We start from the raw sequence: 15,517 nt of genomic DNA, 5'->3' as shown, positions 1-15,517 counted from the left end.
GTGTTCCCGAGTAGCACGGGGCTCGAGAAATCCTGTGTGAATCTGCCAGGACCACCTGGTAAGCCTAAATACTTCCTGATGACCGATAGTGAACGAGTACCGTGAGGGAAAGGTGAAAAGCGCCCCGGTGAGGGGTCGTGAAATAGTACCTGAAACCGTGTGCCTACAAGCCGTAGGAGCGTAGTCGTCTTCGGGCGGCTGTGATGTGACTGCGTGCCTTTTGAAGAATGAGCCTGCGAGTTATGGTGTGTGGCGAGGTTAACCCGTGTGGGGGAGCCGTAGCGAAAGCGAGTCTGAATAGGGCGTTTGAGTCGCATGCTGTAGACCCGAAGCGGAGTGATCTACGCATGGGCAGGTTGAAGCGTGGGTAAGACTGCGTGGAGGACCGAACCCACCAGGGTTGAAAACCTGGGGGATGACCTGTGTGTAGGGGTGAAAGGCCAATCAAACTCCGTGATAGCTGGTTCTCCCCGAAATGCATTTAGGTGCAGCGTTGCGTGTTGCTTGCCGGAGGTAGGGCTCTGGATGGCTGATGGGCCCGACAAGGTTACTGACGTCAGCCAAACTTCGAATGCCGGTAAGTTGAGCGTGGCAGTGAGACTGCGGGGGATAAGCTCCGTGGTCGAGAGGGAAACAGCCCAGATCACCGACTAAGGCCCCTAAGCGTGTGCTAAGTGGGAAAGGATGTGGAGTCGCAGTGACAACCAGGAGGTTGGCTTAGAAGCAGCCACCCTTGAAAGAGTGCGTAATAGCTCACTGGTCAAGTGATTCTGCGCCGACAATGTAGCGGGGCTCAAGTACACCGCCGAAGTCGTGGCACCGCCGGCATTTGCTGGTGGTGGGTAGGGGAGCGTCGTGCGAGCCGGTGAAGCCGCCGAGTGATCGTGTGGTGGAGGTCGTGCGAGTGAGAATGCAGGCATGAGTAGCGAGTCAGAAGTGAGAATCTTCTGCGCCGAATGACCAAGGGTTCCTGGGGCAGGTTCGTCCGCCCAGGGTAAGTCGGGACCTAAGGCGAGGCCGACAGGCGTAGTCGATGGACAACGGGTTGATATTCCCGTACCCGCTGTGATGCGCCCATATCGAATCCAGTGATACTAAGGGTCCTTAAGCCCTTCGAGCCTTCGGGTTTGGGGTGAGGCTGAACGCCTGGCCTGATCTGGTAGTAGGTAAACGATGGGGTGACGCAGGAAGGTAGCCCAGCCCGGGCGGTGGTTGTCCCGGGGTAAGCATGTAGGGCGAGAGATAGGCAAATCCGTCTCTCATGTGCCTGAGGTGTGATGCCGAGCCGATTGTGGCGAAGTGGGTGATCCTATGCTGCCGAGAAAAGCCTCTAGTGAGTGTCGCGGCGGCCCGTACCCGAAACCGACTCAGGTGGTCAGGTAGAGAATACCAAGGCGGTCGGGTGAACTGTGGTTAAGGAACTCGGCAAATTGCCCCCGTAACTTCGGGAGAAGGGGGACCTTTACTGGTGATCGGACTTGCTCCGTGAGCTGGTGGGGGTCGCAGTGGCCAGGGGGAAGCGACTGTTTACTAAAAACACAGGTCCGTGCGAAGTCGTAAGACGATGTATACGGACTGACGCCTGCCCGGTGCCGGAACGTTAAGGGGACCGCTTAGCACTCTTCGGGGTGCGAAGGTGAGAACTTAAGCGCCGGTAAACGGCGGTGGTAACTATAACCATCCTAAGGTAGCGAAATTCCTTGTCGGGTAAGTTCCGACCTGCACGAATGGCGTAACGACTTCCCCGCTGTCTCAACCACAGGCCCGGTGAAATTGCAGTACGAGTAAAGATGCTCGTTTCGCGCAGCAGGACGGAAAGACCCCGGGACCTTCACTACAGCTTGACATTGGCGTTTGGAGCGTCTTGTGTAGGATAGGTGGGAGACTGGGAAGCTCTGACGCTAGTCAGGGTGGAGTCATTGGTGAAATACCACTCTGGTCGTTTTGGACGTCTAACCCGCGCCCGTGAATCCGGGTGGGGGACAGTGTCTGGTGGGTAGTTTAACTGGGGCGGTTGCCTCCTAAAAGGTAACGGAGGCGCCCAAAGGTTCCCTCAGCCTGGTTGGCAATCAGGTGTCGAGTGTAAGTGCACAAGGGAGCTTGACTGTGAGACTGACGGGTCGAGCAGGAGCGAAAGCTGGGACTAGTGATCCGGCATCGGCGTGTGGAAGCGGTGTCGCTCAACGGCTAAAAGGTACCCCGGGGATAACAGGCTGATCTTCCCCAAGAGTCCATATCGACGGGATGGTTTGGCACCTCGATGTCGGCTCGTCGCATCCTGGGGCTGGAGTAGGTCCCAAGGGTTGGGCTGTTCGCCCATTAAAGCGGTACGCGAGCTGGGTTTAGAACGTCGCGAGACAGTTCGGTCCCTATCCGCTGCGCGCGCAGGAGACTTGCGAGGGGCTGTCCCTAGTACGAGAGGACCGGGACGGACGAACCTCTGGTGTGCCAGTTGTTCCGCCAGGAGCACGGCTGGTTGGCTACGTTCGGTAGGGATAACCGCTGAAAGCATCTAAGCGGGAAGCTCGCCTCAAGATGAGGTCTCCCACCACGAGAGTGGGTAAGGCCCCCTAGAGATGATGGGGTTGATAGGCCGGAAGTGGAAGCGTAGTAATACGTGGAGCTGACCGGTACTAATAGGCCGAGGACTTGACCATAATATGCTCGCGTCCACTATGTGATCTCAGAGACAGCAACCATTGCTTGGTGGTTGTGTGTTTCATGGGGTTACGGCGGTCATAGCGGCAGGGAAACACCCGGTTACATTCCGAACCCGGAAGTTAAGCCTGTCAGCGCCGATGGTACTGCACCGGGGACGGTGTGGGAGAGTAGGACACCGCCGGACAATCTTTCATGCGGTAGGGCCATCCTGGTTTGGGGTGGCCCTTCCGCGTTTTCGGGACCGTTTTCAGTCGCCCCGTTGGTGGGGTGTGGGAGATGGTGTGTGGTGGGGGTGCCCCGGCCGGTTGGCCGGGGCTTTCGCATTTCCAGGGGTGATCCCTCCGCTCGCGGGGTGTGGTGGTGTGTTCCGTGGCGTCCTGGTGATGGTGGTGGCGTCCTCCTGGGTGCGACCGTGTGCCGAGACAGGCTGGGCCGGCGCGAGGCGGCCGGCCGAGATGACAGGGCGGCGTGGTGCCGCCGTGGGTGGGCGCGAGCAGCAAGCGGGAGGAGCGGAGCGGCGGGAGGGAGGACCGCAGCGAAGGCCCAGCGGAGCGGGCTTCGCGAGGACCGGACCTTCCGGCCGGCGCAGTGACGTCCCACCCCACCCGACCAACCTCCTCACGAGAGCCCCCACCCCGGAGGTGGTGACGTCTCACCCAGCCAACCAACACCCAACCCCCTGCGCAGGGACCTCCCACCCCACCCGACCAACACGCCCCACCCTGAGACCTAGCCCCGACAGTGAGCGCTGCTCTTGGCCCGGTGTACGAATTGACAGTGATCAATAGCGTGATCAATAGCAAGGGATAGGACCCAAAGGTGAGCCGTGGATCGACGCCCGAGGTGACCGGTGAGCACATGGTCCGGATTCCCGCAGGGAGGATTCTCCTTCGGGATGAGGGGACGCAGACGAACTGGGTGGCCGAGTTCGAGAGTTTCCTGCTGGCGCCGTATCCCGTGACCTCTGAGCTGTACCGATCCATCACGAGTGAGACCCCGTCAAACTCGGCGGGACCGCTGACGCCGGTGACCGAGGTCTCTTGGAACGACGCCGTCCGGTTCTGCAACCGCCTCTCGGAGGCGGCGGGGCTGACTCCTTGCTACTCGATAGGAGACGACGTCAACGCGCAGGACGTGGTCTGCGACTGGGATGCCGACGGGTACCGGCTGCCGTCCGAGGCGGAGTGGGAGTACGCCTGCCGAGCCGGAACGACCGGCGTCCGATACGGGGATCTCGACGAGATCGCTTGGTACCGGGAGAACTCCGGCGGGCGGGTGCACGACGTCGGGACCAAGGCGCCGAACGCGTGGGGCCTGTACGACCTGATCGGGAACGTGTGGGAATGGTGCTGGGACGTCTACGACGCCACGGTGTACGGCCCCTACCGGGTGTTCCGCGGCGGAGGGGCGCATGACCTGCCCAGGGGATGCCGGGCGTCGTGCCGCCGTAAGAGCCACCCGACCCTCCGCATCGACGACCTCGGCTTCCGCCTGGCTAGGTCCGTCTGAGGAGCGTTACGGCGCGGGCGGTGTGACCGCGGCCTCCAGGAGGGGGTCGATGCGGAAGGGGATCTGGGTCGACAGGGCCATCGTCGTGTCGGTTCGCTGGATGGCGGGTGAGGCGAGGATCCGGGCGATGACCTCCTGGAGGTGCGGGGTGCTGCGGGCGACCACGCGGCACAGCAGGTCGGCCTGGCCGCTGGTGCCGTACACCTCGAGGATCTCCGGGACGCCGGCCAGCCACCGCACGGCCTCGGTCAGCCGGCCCTGCGCGATCTGCAGGGACGCGAAGGCGAGGATGGGGTAGCCGATCTGCTCTGTCGTGATCGTCGGGCCGAAGTCGCTGATGACGCCGCGCGCGGTGAGCTTGTCCAGCCGTGCCTGCACGGTGCCGCGGGCCACGCCGAGCCGGCGGGCCAGTTCGGTGAGCCCGATCCGGGGGTTGGCCCGCATGGTGGTCAGCAGGCGACTGTCGAGGGCGTCGAGCATGCGCCGAGGGTACGCCTCCACTGAGCGAATCGACCAGTGTGACCAACCAGAAACACGCCGATTTGTGCGTTTCGCACACCCCAACTAGTCACTCTTGCCAGCGAAACGGTTACTTGCTGTCATATGGGAGTATGTTTGAAGAAGCGCAGTATTTCGCTCCCGTGGCGACGAAGGATGACGGATCCGTCGTCGTCGAGTTGGCCACGAGCCACCCCGGTTTCGCGGACGCCGTCTACCGTCAGCGGCGCAATGCGATCGCGGCGCTGGCGCTCGGTCACACCCCCGGTGATCCCATCCCGACGGCCGAGTACACCGACGAGGAGCACCACGTGTGGGCGCTCGTCACCAAGGAACTGGCGGTCAAGCATCACAAGTACGCGGTGCGCGAGTTCCTCGACGCGACCAAGCGGCTCGGCCTGCCCGAGGACCGCATCCCGCAACTCCAGGAGGTCGGCGACCTTCTGGAGCCACTGACCGGGTTCCGCTACCTGCCGGCGGCCGGGCTGGTCCCGCTCCGTGAGTTCTACGGCGTCCTGGCCGACGGCCTGTTCCACTCCACCCAGTACATCCGGCACCATTCCGTGCCCTTCTACACCCCCGAGCCGGACGTCATCCACGAGGTGATCGGGCACGCGAACACCCTGGCCTCGCCCCGCTTCGCCGCGCTGTACCGGGCCGCGGGCCGGGCGGCGCGCCGGGTGGAGACCGACGAGGCGCTGGAGTTCGTGTCCAAGGTGTTCTGGTTCACCCTGGAGTTCGGCGTCATGCGGGAGGACGACGAACTCAGGGCGTACGGCGCGGGGATCCTCAGCTCGTACGGCGAGATCGAGGAGTTCCGCGGGATGGACGTCCGCCCGCTCGACCTCGTCGCCATGGGGACCACCCACTACGACATCACGAAGTATCAGGAGGTGCTCTTCGAGGCGGCCTCGTTCGACCACCTCGAAGACACGGTCGGGACGTTCTGGGACACCTGCGACGACGATTCGGTCACCCGTCTGCTCGCGGCGTCTTCGGCGTGAGCCGGCTCAGCGCGCGCCGACGATCAACAGGGCGTCGCCGACTCCCCGCTCGACGCCGTCGGACGGATGGTTGACCACCTTCTTGCCGATGACCATGGTGCTCGACCCGCCGCCGTCCAGGTTGACCGCGTCGCGCGCGCCGAGCCAGCGCATGAGCTCGGCCGCCTCGAAGAACGACGCGCCGATCGTGCTGCCCGGCGCGCGGCCGTCGACGACCGCGATGACGAGCTTGCCGTTGCGGGTGACGCCGGCGAGCGTGCGCGGGTGGCGCCGCAGGATCATGTTGGTGTTGGCCATGCCGTCCCGCGACGCGGTGATCGAGGTTCTGCCGTTCCTGACCAGGCCGATCGCGCCCCCGATGATGTTGGTCTCCGGGGTCAGCGGGATGGCCTTGTTCGTCCGCAGGTCGGTGACCCGGGTCGTGACCGTGACGGTCGTGCCCTCGCCGGCGTGCTGCCAGAGCCAGTCGGCGGCGGCTCCGACGCCGTGCAGCACGCGCGTCCCCGGCGTCACGGGACCGCCGGACCCGCGGACGGCGGTCACCCTGCCGGAGGCGTCGAGCACCACCTCGGTCCCGTCGTCCTGGGGGGTGTCCCGCCCGAGTTCCTCGGTGTACATGACCAGCTCGTCCGGCTTCGGCACCCGGTTGAGGCCGGTCACCTCGGCCGTGGTCCCGTCGGCCGCACGGGCGACGACCGAGGACGACAGCTCGGTGACGCGGGCCGTACGGCCCCGGAGGACCAGGCCCACACGGCCGGCGACGGCCTCGCTGAGCAGCTTGCCGCCGACGACGGAGATGCCGGTGGGATCGCCGCGGAAGGCGGGCAGCGTGTGGATGTCGAAGAAACCGCCGTTCACGGCGGCGAGCGCCTGGGCGGCGGAGGCCATGGCCGAGACCTTCTCCCGCTTGGCGACGCTCGTGCCCAGCGAGGCCTGGTAGGAGCCGCGGAACGTACGCGGGTCGACGACGATGACCCGCACGTCCCAGGGGCCGGTGGTGACGAAGCCGTCGTCGCCCTGGAAGTCGACCTTCGCGCTCACCCCGGCGTCCTTGAGCTGCCTGACGACATCGGCGGCCTCGGCCTTCCGGTCGAGCGGCCAGCTGCCCACCCGGACCATGAAGTAGTCGCCGGCGGGGTAATCCGCCACGGCGGGCCGGGTGAACTTCACGATGACGGGCTCGAGACCGGCCATCTGTACGGCCGTCGCCTGGGCCTGCGCGTTGGCCTCCGACATGAAGTCCTTGCCCTTGACGACGACGCTGACCGTGTACCCGTCCTGCGGCGCGCCGTGACGAAGGGTGAAGTAGCTGACTCCGGGGGCCAGGCTCTTGGCCGCCGACTTCGGGATCCCGGGCTCGCCGAGGGGGAAGCTCGTCGTCGGCAGTCCGGCGACGGGCTCGGCGGCGGCCGGGGCCGAAGGGATGGTCGTCGTCAGGGCCAGCGCGGCGGCTCCGGCGACAAGGCGGCGTCTCATGCGATTACTCCCCATTGATGTTCCTTGCGGGACTATCGTGGCGACAATCATGCACGGAGACGACGGAAACGCGCCAAAGAGCATAAATTCCCCATCACCGAATCGGGCATTTAGGGGCAAGTGTGCATAAAAGCGGCGCGTCAGGGAGTGCGGGCGTCGATCTCCCGGGCCCGCTGGACGAACTCCTGCGCGGACCGGGCCTCGATGTGGACGAGCAGTCCGTCACGCCGCCGGGACATGCCCCAGTAGTGCGTGGTGGCCTGGCCCCACCAGATGGTCCATTTGGGGAAACGCGCGGACAGGGCCCGTACCACGACAGTCGGGCTGATTTGGGGTTCGCTCATCGTGGGCACGTTTCGAGGTAAGCACGATTCACCCCGTGAGCGCGAGTATACGAAAAGTAGTCAGGTGCGAGAGGACTTACACCCGGGACGACATACCTACTTTCCGGGTGTCAGCATCTCCGCGAGAAGCCGCCCATCGAGCCCCTTAACGGTCAAATCGTCTGCTCCGGTCATCGTCTCGGCCGCGACGAGCGCGTTGACGACGGCCTCCTCGGTCGCCTCGATGACCGCGTAGAAGAGCGGATCGAGGTATTCGTCCGCGAGCACCGTGACCTGGAACGTGCGCGGAGGGGCGGCGTCGAGGGCGTTGGCCGGCAGGTTCCGGTTGCCGGTCGAGAAGCACAGGAAGCCGTCGCCGCTGGAGTTCTCCCCGGCGCCTCCCGTGCGCGCCACGCCGAGCCCGGCGCGCTGCGCCACCCTCCGGCACTGGTGCGGCAGCAGGGGAGCGTCGGTCGCGACGATCCCGATGATCGACCCGGCCTCCTCGTCGGGCAGCGCCGAGGCCGGGAGGCTCCTGCCCACGTTGACGCCGTTGACCGTCAGCCGCTCCCGCCGTCCGTGGTTGGCCTGGACGAGCACGCCCACCGTGTAACCGTCCACCAGGCGGGAGGCCGTGCCGATGCCGCCCTTGAAACCGTGGCAGATCATCCCGGTGCCGCCGCCGACCGCGCCCTCCGCGACCGGCCCGCCCGCCGCCTTCTCGTACGCCTCCCGCACATGGGCGGCCTTCACGTGCCTGCCGTCGATGTCGTTGAGCATGCCGTCCCAGGTCTCGCCGACGACGGGCAGCGACCACGCCCGGCCGCCCTTGCCGAGCGAGCCGACCTCGATCTCGACGAGCGCGTCGCGGACCACGCCCACCGAGCCGGTGTTGGTCAGCCCGATCGGCGAGGCGAGCAGCCCGAAGTCCTGGAGGAACGCCATCCCGGTGATCTCGCCGTTGCCGTTGAGCCAGTGCAGCCCCGCGTAGAGGGGCTCGTCGAAGGCCGAGCCCTCGTGCGGGACGATCACGGTGACGCCGGTGCGCACCGGGCCCTCGCCGACCACCCGCGGGCCGCTCCCGCTGACCAGCGTGGTGTGCCCGACGCTCACTCCGGGAACGTCGGTGATGGCGTTGTGCTCGCCGGGTGTTCCGGTGCCGATGACGATGCCGAAATCCCGTGCTCTCAACGACAGCCCCTTCTCGATCAGGTGGTCTCGCGGCGGAATGTCTCCAGGGCCAGCAGCGCCACGTGCAGCGACAGGCACGACTCGACGTCGTCGAGGTCGGTTTCGAGGACCCGCTCCAGACGTCGCAGGCGGTCGTAGAACGCGGGTCGCGACAGATGGGCCTTCTGCGCGGCCACCGCCTTGTTGCGTCCCGCGTCGAGGTAGATGCGCAGGATCCTGGTCAGGTCGCCGTGCCGCTGGGCGTCGTAGGCCAGCAGGGCCCCCAGCTCGCGCTCGGCGAAGGTCTGCAGCCGGGCGTCGTCGCGCAGCAGGTGCAGCAGGCCGCGCAGTCGCAGGTCGGGCAGGCGGTAGAACGGCCGCCCGTCGGGCTGGCGCACCGCGACCTCCGCCACCTGCTCGGCCTCCAGGAAGCTGCGCCGTACGTCCTTGATCGACTCGACGACCGAGCCGGCCGCCAGCACGAACGGCGTGGCGAAGTTCGCCCGCAGGCGCTCGGCCAGCGCGCCGAGCGCGGTCTCGGCGGCCATGCGGGGCGGCAGCGGCAGCAGCACTCCGACGCGGCTCTGGTCCAGCGCCCCGACCAGGGCGGGCAGCTTGGCCTCGCGGCAGGCGGCGGCGCCGGCCTCGGCGAGCTCGCCCAGCCTGGCCTGCTCGCCCAGCGCGGAGCCGGCGGGCGCGGTCAGCCGGATGACGGCGCTGACGAGCCTGCGGCCGGTGAGCGGGACGCCGACGGCGCGGGCGCGGGCGGCGGCCTCGTCCGGGTCGGCGTACGCGTGGGTGAGGATGCCGGTCAGTATGGTCCCGTGTGCCTGCCGTTCCAGGGACTCCTGGTGCCGCTCCAGCAGGCGGCTCAGCGCGAGCGTGGTCGCCGCGCGTTCGGCGAGCACGATGTCGCGGGGGCTGGGCGGGCCGTCGCACAGCAGGATGAGCCGTCCCCAGTCCTGGCCGCGGGCGCCGACCATGGTCACCAGCCACCCCGCGGCGGCGTCGTAGGCGGTCCGCTCGGCCGGCATGACCGCGCGCGACCTGGTCTCCCAGTTGGCCAGCACGCTCCCGGTGTCGCCCCCGGCGGTGTCGCACGCCAGGACCTGGTGGGCCAGGTTCTCCAGCAGCACCGGGCGGCCGGAGAAGCGGGTGACCTGGTTGAGCACCTCCGCCGGGGACGCGCCCTCGACTGACAGCTCGGTGAACACCTCGTGCAGCTGCTCGGAGGCCCGCAGCTCCTGAAGCTGGATGTCGATGATCCGCGCGTGGACCGACTCGGTGATCTGTACGAAGGGCGTCTCGCGGGCCAGCGTGATCAGGGGCAGCCCGTGCTCCTCCGCGGCCTTGACCACCGCCCTCGGCAGCTCGCGGACGAACCGGCGGCCGAGCTCCACGATCAGGCCCGAGGCGCCGACGGCGGCCAGCTCGCAGATGTAGTCGGCCAGCTTGTCGGGCTCGCTCGGCAGCGCCACGCCGGTCGTGAGGACCAGCTCGCCGCCGCGTAACAGGTGGGCGATGTCGTGGACCTCGCCCACGTGGACCCACCGCACCCGGGTGTCCAGCCGGTCGCCGCCCGCCACCACCCGGGGACTGCCACGCCGGACGGTGTCCAGCGCGAGCACGTCGGCGACCGTGGGGAGCATGCTCAGAGGCTACCTGATCATTATGTAAGGATGACCCCCCACTAGCTGACAGTATGCGGGGTCTTGACGCCCCTCACCGCAGGCGTGTGCCGAGACCGTCGAGGAGGGCCGTCAGCCCGAAGTCGAAGGCGAGCCGCCGGGCCACGAGGGGGTCGAAGTCCTGGCCCGCGTAGGACCGGTAGCGCTCCAGCAGGTTGGGCCGGTCGGCCGCCAGCTTCATCACGACCGGATCCACGGCGGCCTGCAACTCCGTCATGCTCTTGCCCGTCGCCTGCAGCGAGCTGAGAAAGGCGGCCTCAGGGATCGTGGCGCCCAGTGTGTACGACACGACGGCTGTCATGGCGTAGTCCACGTCGATGCCGTCGAACCCCGCGCGGACGAAGGCGCCCATCATCCGGTCGGAGGCCGTGAGCGCGTTCGGCCCGAGCGCGGGGACCACGCCGATGAGGCGCGCGCTCCACGGATGGTCGAAGACCGCCTGGCGCATGGCGTAGGCGAAGACACTCGCCGCTTCCCGCCAGTCGGCCGCCTCGGGCAGCACGACGCCCGAGTAGACCTCGTCCATCACGAGCTCGATCAGCTCGTCCTTGTTGGCGACATGCCAGTAGAGACTGGTCGCCCCCGCGCCGAGCCGGGCGCCGAGCTTGCGCATGCTGAGCGCGTCGAGGCCCTCGGCGTCGAGCAGCTCCACGGCCGCCCGGACGATCTGGTCACGGCTGAGGCCCTGCTCGCGCCCTCCCTTGCGCTCGCGGGTCCAGACAGAGGAGAACGGCTTCGCTGACACGGCCTCACAATATTCGCTCGCACGGTGTTCGATTGAGTCGTACAGTGTCCGATACTACTCGCACACCGTTCGAGGTGACCTTCATGTCCCATCCCAGACGCTGGTGGATCCTCGGCGTCCTCTGTCTGAGCCTGCTGACCCTGGTCGTGGACAACACCGTCCTCAACCTGGCGATCCCGTCGCTCATGCGCGACCTCGGCGCCACGCCATCCGACGTGCAGTGGGTCATCGACGCGTACGTCCTGGTCTTCGCGGGCCTGCTGCTCACCGCCGGCAGCCTGTCCGACCGGTACGGCAGGCGGCGGATGCTCGTGATCGGCCTGGCGTTCTTCGGCGGGGCCTCGCTGGCGGCCACGCTCGCCACCGAGCCGTGGCAGCTCATCGCGGCCCGCGCGCTGATGGGCGTCGGCGGTTCCTGCGTGATGCCGTCGACCCTGTCGATCCTGATCACCGTGTTCGACGAGAGCGAGCGGCGCAAGGCCATCGCCGCTTGGAGTTCGGTCGCCATGGTCGGCGTGATCGCCGGGCCGACGGTCGGCGGGTTCCTGCTCCAGCACTACTACTGGGGCTCGGTCTTCCTGATCAACGTGCCGATCGCGGTGCTGGCGATCGTCGCGGCCTTCGCGCTCATGCCGGAGACGTACGGCGAGGCGCGGCGGGCAGACCCGCTCGGGGTGATCCTGTCCACGGCCGGGATGGGCGGGCTGGTCTGGGCCGTCATCTCGGCGCCCGGCGGGCACCTCAACCCCCTCGCGGTGGTGGTCTCGGCGGCCGCCCTGCTGGCGTTCGTGCTGTGGGAGCGCCGCAACCCCCACTCGATGCTGCCGCTCGGCCTGTTCCGGGACCGCTCGTTCAGCGGGGCGTGCTTCTCGATCGTGCTGCTGTCGTTCGGCGCGGGCGCGCTGATGCTGGCCATCACGCAGTATCTGCAGTTCGTCCTGGGCTACGACCCGCTGAAGGCCGGTTTCGCCCTGCTGCCCTATGTGGTGGCGGCGATGGTATTCAACGGCCTCGGCGCGGCGCTGGGCAAGAAGGTGAGCAACCGGGTGCTCATCGTCTCGGGCCTGGTCGTCATGGCCGCGGGGTTCGGGCTGCTGTCCACCCTCACCGGCGGGTACGGCACGCTGATCGCCGGCCTGATGGTCATGGGGGTGGGCGGCGGCCTGGCCGGTCCCGCGGCGTACGCGACGCTGATGGGCGCGGTGCCGCCCGAGCGCGCCGGGGTCGGCTCCGCGCTGAACGACACCGTGCAGCAGGTCGGCATGGCGCTGAGCGTGGCCGTCCTCGGCAGCGTGCTCGCCGGGGCGTACACCGCGGCCATGCCGGAGTCGGCGCCGCCGGCGGCGCGCGAGTCGATCGGCGTCGCGGTGAGCCTGGGCGACGCCGCCGTGGCAGCGGCCGGGCGCGAGGCGTTCGTGTCGGCGATGTCCGTCGGCTCGTGGGTGGGCGCGGCCTGCTCGCTCGCGGCGGCCCTGGTCGCGCTGCTGGTCCTGCGCCGGAAGGCCGCCGGAACGGCTCCCGCGCAGGAGCCCGCGGCACCCAGCACTGTGTAAGCCGAATTCGAGGTATCCCAGACAGGCTGACGGGTGAGCCGGTCACTCGTCAGCCGGGATACTCGGAGCATGTCGGACCTTCTCGCACGCCATCGCGCGGTCATGCCGAACTGGATGGCCCTCTACTACAACGAGCCCATCGAAATCGTCGGCGGCAAGGGGAACCGCGTCGTCGACGCGAACGGGAAGAGTTACCTGGACTTCTTCGCCGGGATCCTGACCAACATGATCGGGTATGACGTGCCCGAGGTGCGGGAGGCCGTCGAGCGTCAGCTCGCCACCGGCGTCGTCCACACCTCGACGCTGTACCTCATCCGCAGCCAGGTCGAGCTGGCGGAGAAGATCGCCCGCCTGTCGGGCATCCCGGACGCCAAGGTCTTCTTCACCAACTCCGGCACGGAGGCCAACGAGACGGCTCTGCTGCTGGCCACCTACGCCCGCGGGTCCGACCAGGTGCTCGCCATGCGGCAGAGCTACCACGGCCGGTCGTTCGGCGCGGTCAGCGTGACCTCCAACCGGTCGTGGAAGAACAACTCGCTGTCGCCGCTCAACGTGCACTTCCTACACGGCGCCGACCGCCACCTCGCGCAGTTCCGCGGCATGTCGGACGCCGACTACATCGCCGCCTGCGTGGACGACCTGCGCCACGTGCTCGCCACGGCCGTCACCAAGGACGTCGCCGCGCTGATCGCCGAGCCGATCCAGGGCGTGGGCGGCTTCACGATGGCCCCCGACGGGCTGTTCGCCGCGTACAAGGAGGTCCTCGACGAGGAGGGCATCCTGTTCATCTCCGACGAGGTGCAGACCGGCTGGGGCCGTACGGGATCGGCGTTCTTCGGGATCCAGAACCACGGCGTGACGCCGGACATGATGACCTTCGCCAAGGGGCTCGGCAACGGCTTCGCGGTCGGCGGCATCGTGGCGCGCGGCGACCTCATGGACGGCCCGCACGCCGTGGGGCTGTCCACCTTCGGCGGCAACCCGATCTCGATGGCGGCGGCCAACGCGACGCTCGACTACGTGCTCGACCACGACCTGCAGGCCAACGCGGCGCGGACCGGCGAGATCATCCTGTCCGGCCTGCGCGAGGCCGCCGGTCGGCTGCCCGTCGTCGGCGACGTGCGGGGCCGGGGCCTGATGTTCGCCGTCGAGCTGGTCGACCCCGCGACCGGCGAGCCCGCCCCCGCGCTGGCCGCCCGTTTCATGGAGGAGACCAAGAAGCTCGGCCTGCTCGCCGGGAAGGGCGGCCTGTACGGCAACACGCTGCGCATGGCGCCGCCGCTCACTCTCACCGAGGACGAGGCCCGCGAGGGCCTGGGCATCCTCGTCACCGCTCTGGAGGCCGTCAACGATGAAGCACGTTAACCACTGGATCGGCGGCAACCACTGGAACGGGGACGCGCGCACGGGCGAGGGCGGCCGCACGGCCGACCTGTTCGACCCCGCCACCGGCGAGGTGAGCGGGCAGGTGTCGCTGGCGGCCGTCGAGGAGGTCGACGCGGCGGTTGAGGCCGCCGCCCGCGCCTTCCCCGCCTGGCGCGACGCCTCGCTCACCAAGCGCACCCAGATCCTGTTCCGATTCCGGGAGCTGCTCGACGCCCACCGCGACGAGGTGGCCGCGCTGATCAGCGCCGAGCACGGCAAGGTGCACTCCGACGCGCTGGGCGAGGTGGCCCGCGGCCTGGAGGTCGTGGAGTTCGCCTGCGGCATCCCCCACCTGCTCAAGGGCGGCTACTCGGAGAACGTCTCCACCCGGGTCGACTCCTACTCCATTCGCCAGCCGCTCGGCGTGGTGGCCGGCATCACGCCGTTCAACTTCCCGGCGATGGTCCCGATGTGGATGTTCCCGGTGGCGATCGCCTGCGGGAACACGTTCGTGCTCAAGCCCTCCGAGCGCGACCCGTCGGCGTCCCTGCTGCTCGCGGAGCTGTGGCAGCGGGCCGGCCTGCCGGACGGTGTGTTCAACGTGGTCCAGGGCGACAAGGCGGCGGTGGACCGGCTGCTCGAGCACCCGGACGTACGGGCCGTGTCGTTCGTCGGCTCCACGCCGATCGCGCGGTACGTCTACGAGACCGGCACGGCCCACGGCAAGCGGGTGCAGGCGCTCGGCGGGGCCAAGAACCACATGCTCGTGCTGCCCGACGCCGACCTCGACCTCGTCGCCGACTCGGCCGTCTCGGCGGGCTTCGGCTCGGCGGGGGAGCGGTGCATGGCGATCTCCGTGGTGCTCGCGGTCGACCCGATCGGCGACGAGCTGGTCGAGAAGATCGTGTCGCGGGTGCGGGACCTCCAGATCGGCCCCGGGAACGACCCCGAGTCGCAGATGGGCCCGCTCGTCACCGCCGCCCACCGCGACAAGGTGGCGTCCTACCTCGACCTCGGTGTCGAGGAGGGTGCCAAGCTGGTGGTCGACGGCCGGGAGACCCCGGTGCGCGGCGGGCGGGGGAACGGCTTCTGGCTCGGCCCGACCGTCCTCGACCACGTGCCGCCGAACTCGCGCGTCCACCGTGAGGAGATCTTCGGCCCGGTGCTGTCGATCGTGCGCGTCCGCTCGTACGAGGAGGGCCTGGAGCTCATCAACACCGGCGAGTACGGCAACGGCACGGCGATCTTCACCAACGACGGCGGCGCGGCCCGGCGCTTCCAGAACGAGGTCGAGGTCGGCATGATCGGCGTCAACGTGCCGATCCCGGTGCCGATGGCCTTCTACAGCTTCGGCGGCTGGAAGGACTCGCTGTTCGGCGACACCCACGTGCACGGCACCGAGGGGGTCCACTTCTACACCAGGGGCAAGGTCGTCACCTCGCGGTGGCTCGATCCCTCCCACGGCGGCGTGAACCTGGGCTTCCCGACCAACGCCTGAGCCGTAGGCGACGCCCCGGGCCAGCAG

11 protein-coding genes and 2 rRNA genes (1 of these 13 running past the window's edge) are annotated in these 15,517 nt (G+C 68.0%); 7 read left to right on the top strand and 6 right to left on the bottom strand.

Annotated features, from left to right (window positions below):
- The 3 genes from ACQEVJ_RS34010 to ACQEVJ_RS34000 all read left to right on the top strand — a co-directional run.
- A 23S ribosomal RNA gene (locus tag ACQEVJ_RS34010) occupies positions 1–2,657 on the top strand (it extends 448 nt beyond the left edge of the window).
- 71 nt (positions 2,658–2,728) lie between these two features.
- A 5S ribosomal RNA gene (gene rrf / locus ACQEVJ_RS34005) occupies positions 2,729–2,845 on the top strand.
- A 674-nt stretch (positions 2,846–3,519) separates the two neighbouring features.
- Positions 3,520–4,170 (top strand): formylglycine-generating enzyme family protein, encoded by a 651-nt coding sequence (locus tag ACQEVJ_RS34000; RefSeq protein ID WP_433113129.1) that lies wholly within the window; start codon positions 3,520–3,522, stop codon positions 4,168–4,170.
- 6 nt (positions 4,171–4,176) lie between these two features.
- Here ACQEVJ_RS34000 and ACQEVJ_RS33995 read toward each other — a convergent pair whose 3' ends face one another.
- Positions 4,177–4,650: an Lrp/AsnC family transcriptional regulator gene (locus ACQEVJ_RS33995; protein ID WP_433108265.1), complete on the bottom strand. Its 474-nt coding sequence runs from the start codon at positions 4,648–4,650 to the stop codon at positions 4,177–4,179.
- Between the two features lie 161 nt (positions 4,651–4,811).
- Here ACQEVJ_RS33995 and ACQEVJ_RS33990 point away from each other — a divergent pair, with 161 nt between their 5' ends.
- A complete protein-coding gene (locus ACQEVJ_RS33990) occupies positions 4,812–5,672 on the top strand; it encodes a phenylalanine 4-monooxygenase (RefSeq protein WP_433108263.1) in 861 nt (286 codons plus the stop codon).
- Positions 5,673–5,678: 6 nt separating this feature from the next.
- Here the strand turns inward: ACQEVJ_RS33990 and ACQEVJ_RS33985 are convergent, their stop codons facing one another.
- The 5 genes from ACQEVJ_RS33985 to ACQEVJ_RS33965 form a co-directional block, all read right to left on the bottom strand.
- Complete coding sequence (locus tag ACQEVJ_RS33985) at positions 5,679–7,148, bottom strand: phosphodiester glycosidase family protein (protein WP_433108261.1); 1,470 nt, start codon at positions 7,146–7,148, stop codon at positions 5,679–5,681.
- A 140-nt stretch (positions 7,149–7,288) separates the two neighbouring features.
- Positions 7,289–7,492: a hypothetical protein gene (locus ACQEVJ_RS33980; RefSeq protein WP_363647822.1), complete on the bottom strand. Its 204-nt coding sequence runs from the start codon at positions 7,490–7,492 to the stop codon at positions 7,289–7,291.
- 96 nt (positions 7,493–7,588) lie between these two features.
- Positions 7,589–8,662 carry a P1 family peptidase gene (locus ACQEVJ_RS33975; protein ID WP_433108258.1) on the bottom strand — a complete coding sequence of 358 codons (1,074 nt, stop codon included), beginning with the start codon at positions 8,660–8,662 and terminating at the stop codon, positions 7,589–7,591.
- Between the two features lie 17 nt (positions 8,663–8,679).
- A complete protein-coding gene (locus ACQEVJ_RS33970; RefSeq protein WP_433108256.1) occupies positions 8,680–10,290 on the bottom strand; it encodes a PucR family transcriptional regulator in 1,611 nt (536 codons plus the stop codon).
- 73 nt (positions 10,291–10,363) lie between these two features.
- Positions 10,364–11,074 (bottom strand): TetR/AcrR family transcriptional regulator C-terminal domain-containing protein, encoded by a 711-nt coding sequence (locus ACQEVJ_RS33965; RefSeq protein WP_433108254.1) that lies wholly within the window; start codon positions 11,072–11,074, stop codon positions 10,364–10,366.
- Positions 11,075–11,157: 83 nt separating this feature from the next.
- Between ACQEVJ_RS33965 and ACQEVJ_RS33960 the strand changes: the two genes are divergently transcribed.
- The 3 genes from ACQEVJ_RS33960 (at position 11,158) to ACQEVJ_RS33950 (ending at position 15,490) form a co-directional block, all read left to right on the top strand.
- On the top strand, positions 11,158–12,627 hold the full coding sequence (locus tag ACQEVJ_RS33960) for an MFS transporter (RefSeq protein ID WP_433108252.1): 1,470 nt from the start codon (positions 11,158–11,160) through the stop codon (positions 12,625–12,627).
- A 69-nt stretch (positions 12,628–12,696) separates the two neighbouring features.
- Positions 12,697–13,992, top strand: coding sequence for an aspartate aminotransferase family protein (locus tag ACQEVJ_RS33955; protein WP_433108250.1), 1,296 nt, complete (start codon positions 12,697–12,699; stop codon positions 13,990–13,992).
- On the top strand, positions 13,979–15,490 hold the full coding sequence (locus tag ACQEVJ_RS33950) for a CoA-acylating methylmalonate-semialdehyde dehydrogenase (RefSeq protein WP_433108248.1): 1,512 nt from the start codon (positions 13,979–13,981) through the stop codon (positions 15,488–15,490). The genes ACQEVJ_RS33955 and ACQEVJ_RS33950 overlap by 14 nt, the downstream gene beginning before the upstream one ends.
- Positions 15,491–15,517: the final 27 nt, after the last annotated feature.

This window comes from Microbispora sp. CA-102843 (assembly GCF_050936215.1).
Taxonomy (GTDB): Bacteria; Actinomycetota; Actinomycetes; order Streptosporangiales; family Streptosporangiaceae; genus Microbispora.
The sequence above is the reverse complement of the archived record's forward strand: the minus strand, read 5'-3'. Positions and strand labels throughout refer to the sequence as shown.

Coding starts and splice junctions, on each gene's coding strand:
- ACQEVJ_RS33980 (WP_363647822.1), bottom strand. CDS start 7,492: ATGAGCGAACCCCAAATCAGCCCGACTGTCGTGGTACGGGCCCTGTCC.
- ACQEVJ_RS33985 (WP_433108261.1), bottom strand. CDS start 7,148: ATGAGACGCCGCCTTGTCGCCGGAGCCGCCGCGCTGGCCCTGACGACG.
- ACQEVJ_RS33960 (WP_433108252.1), top strand. CDS start 11,158: ATGTCCCATCCCAGACGCTGGTGGATCCTCGGCGTCCTCTGTCTGAGC.
- ACQEVJ_RS34000 (WP_433113129.1), top strand. CDS start 3,520: ATGGTCCGGATTCCCGCAGGGAGGATTCTCCTTCGGGATGAGGGGACG.
- ACQEVJ_RS33955 (WP_433108250.1), top strand. CDS start 12,697: ATGTCGGACCTTCTCGCACGCCATCGCGCGGTCATGCCGAACTGGATG.
- ACQEVJ_RS33995 (WP_433108265.1), bottom strand. CDS start 4,650: ATGCTCGACGCCCTCGACAGTCGCCTGCTGACCACCATGCGGGCCAAC.
- ACQEVJ_RS33950 (WP_433108248.1), top strand. CDS start 13,979: ATGAAGCACGTTAACCACTGGATCGGCGGCAACCACTGGAACGGGGAC.
- ACQEVJ_RS33970 (WP_433108256.1), bottom strand. CDS start 10,290: ATGCTCCCCACGGTCGCCGACGTGCTCGCGCTGGACACCGTCCGGCGT.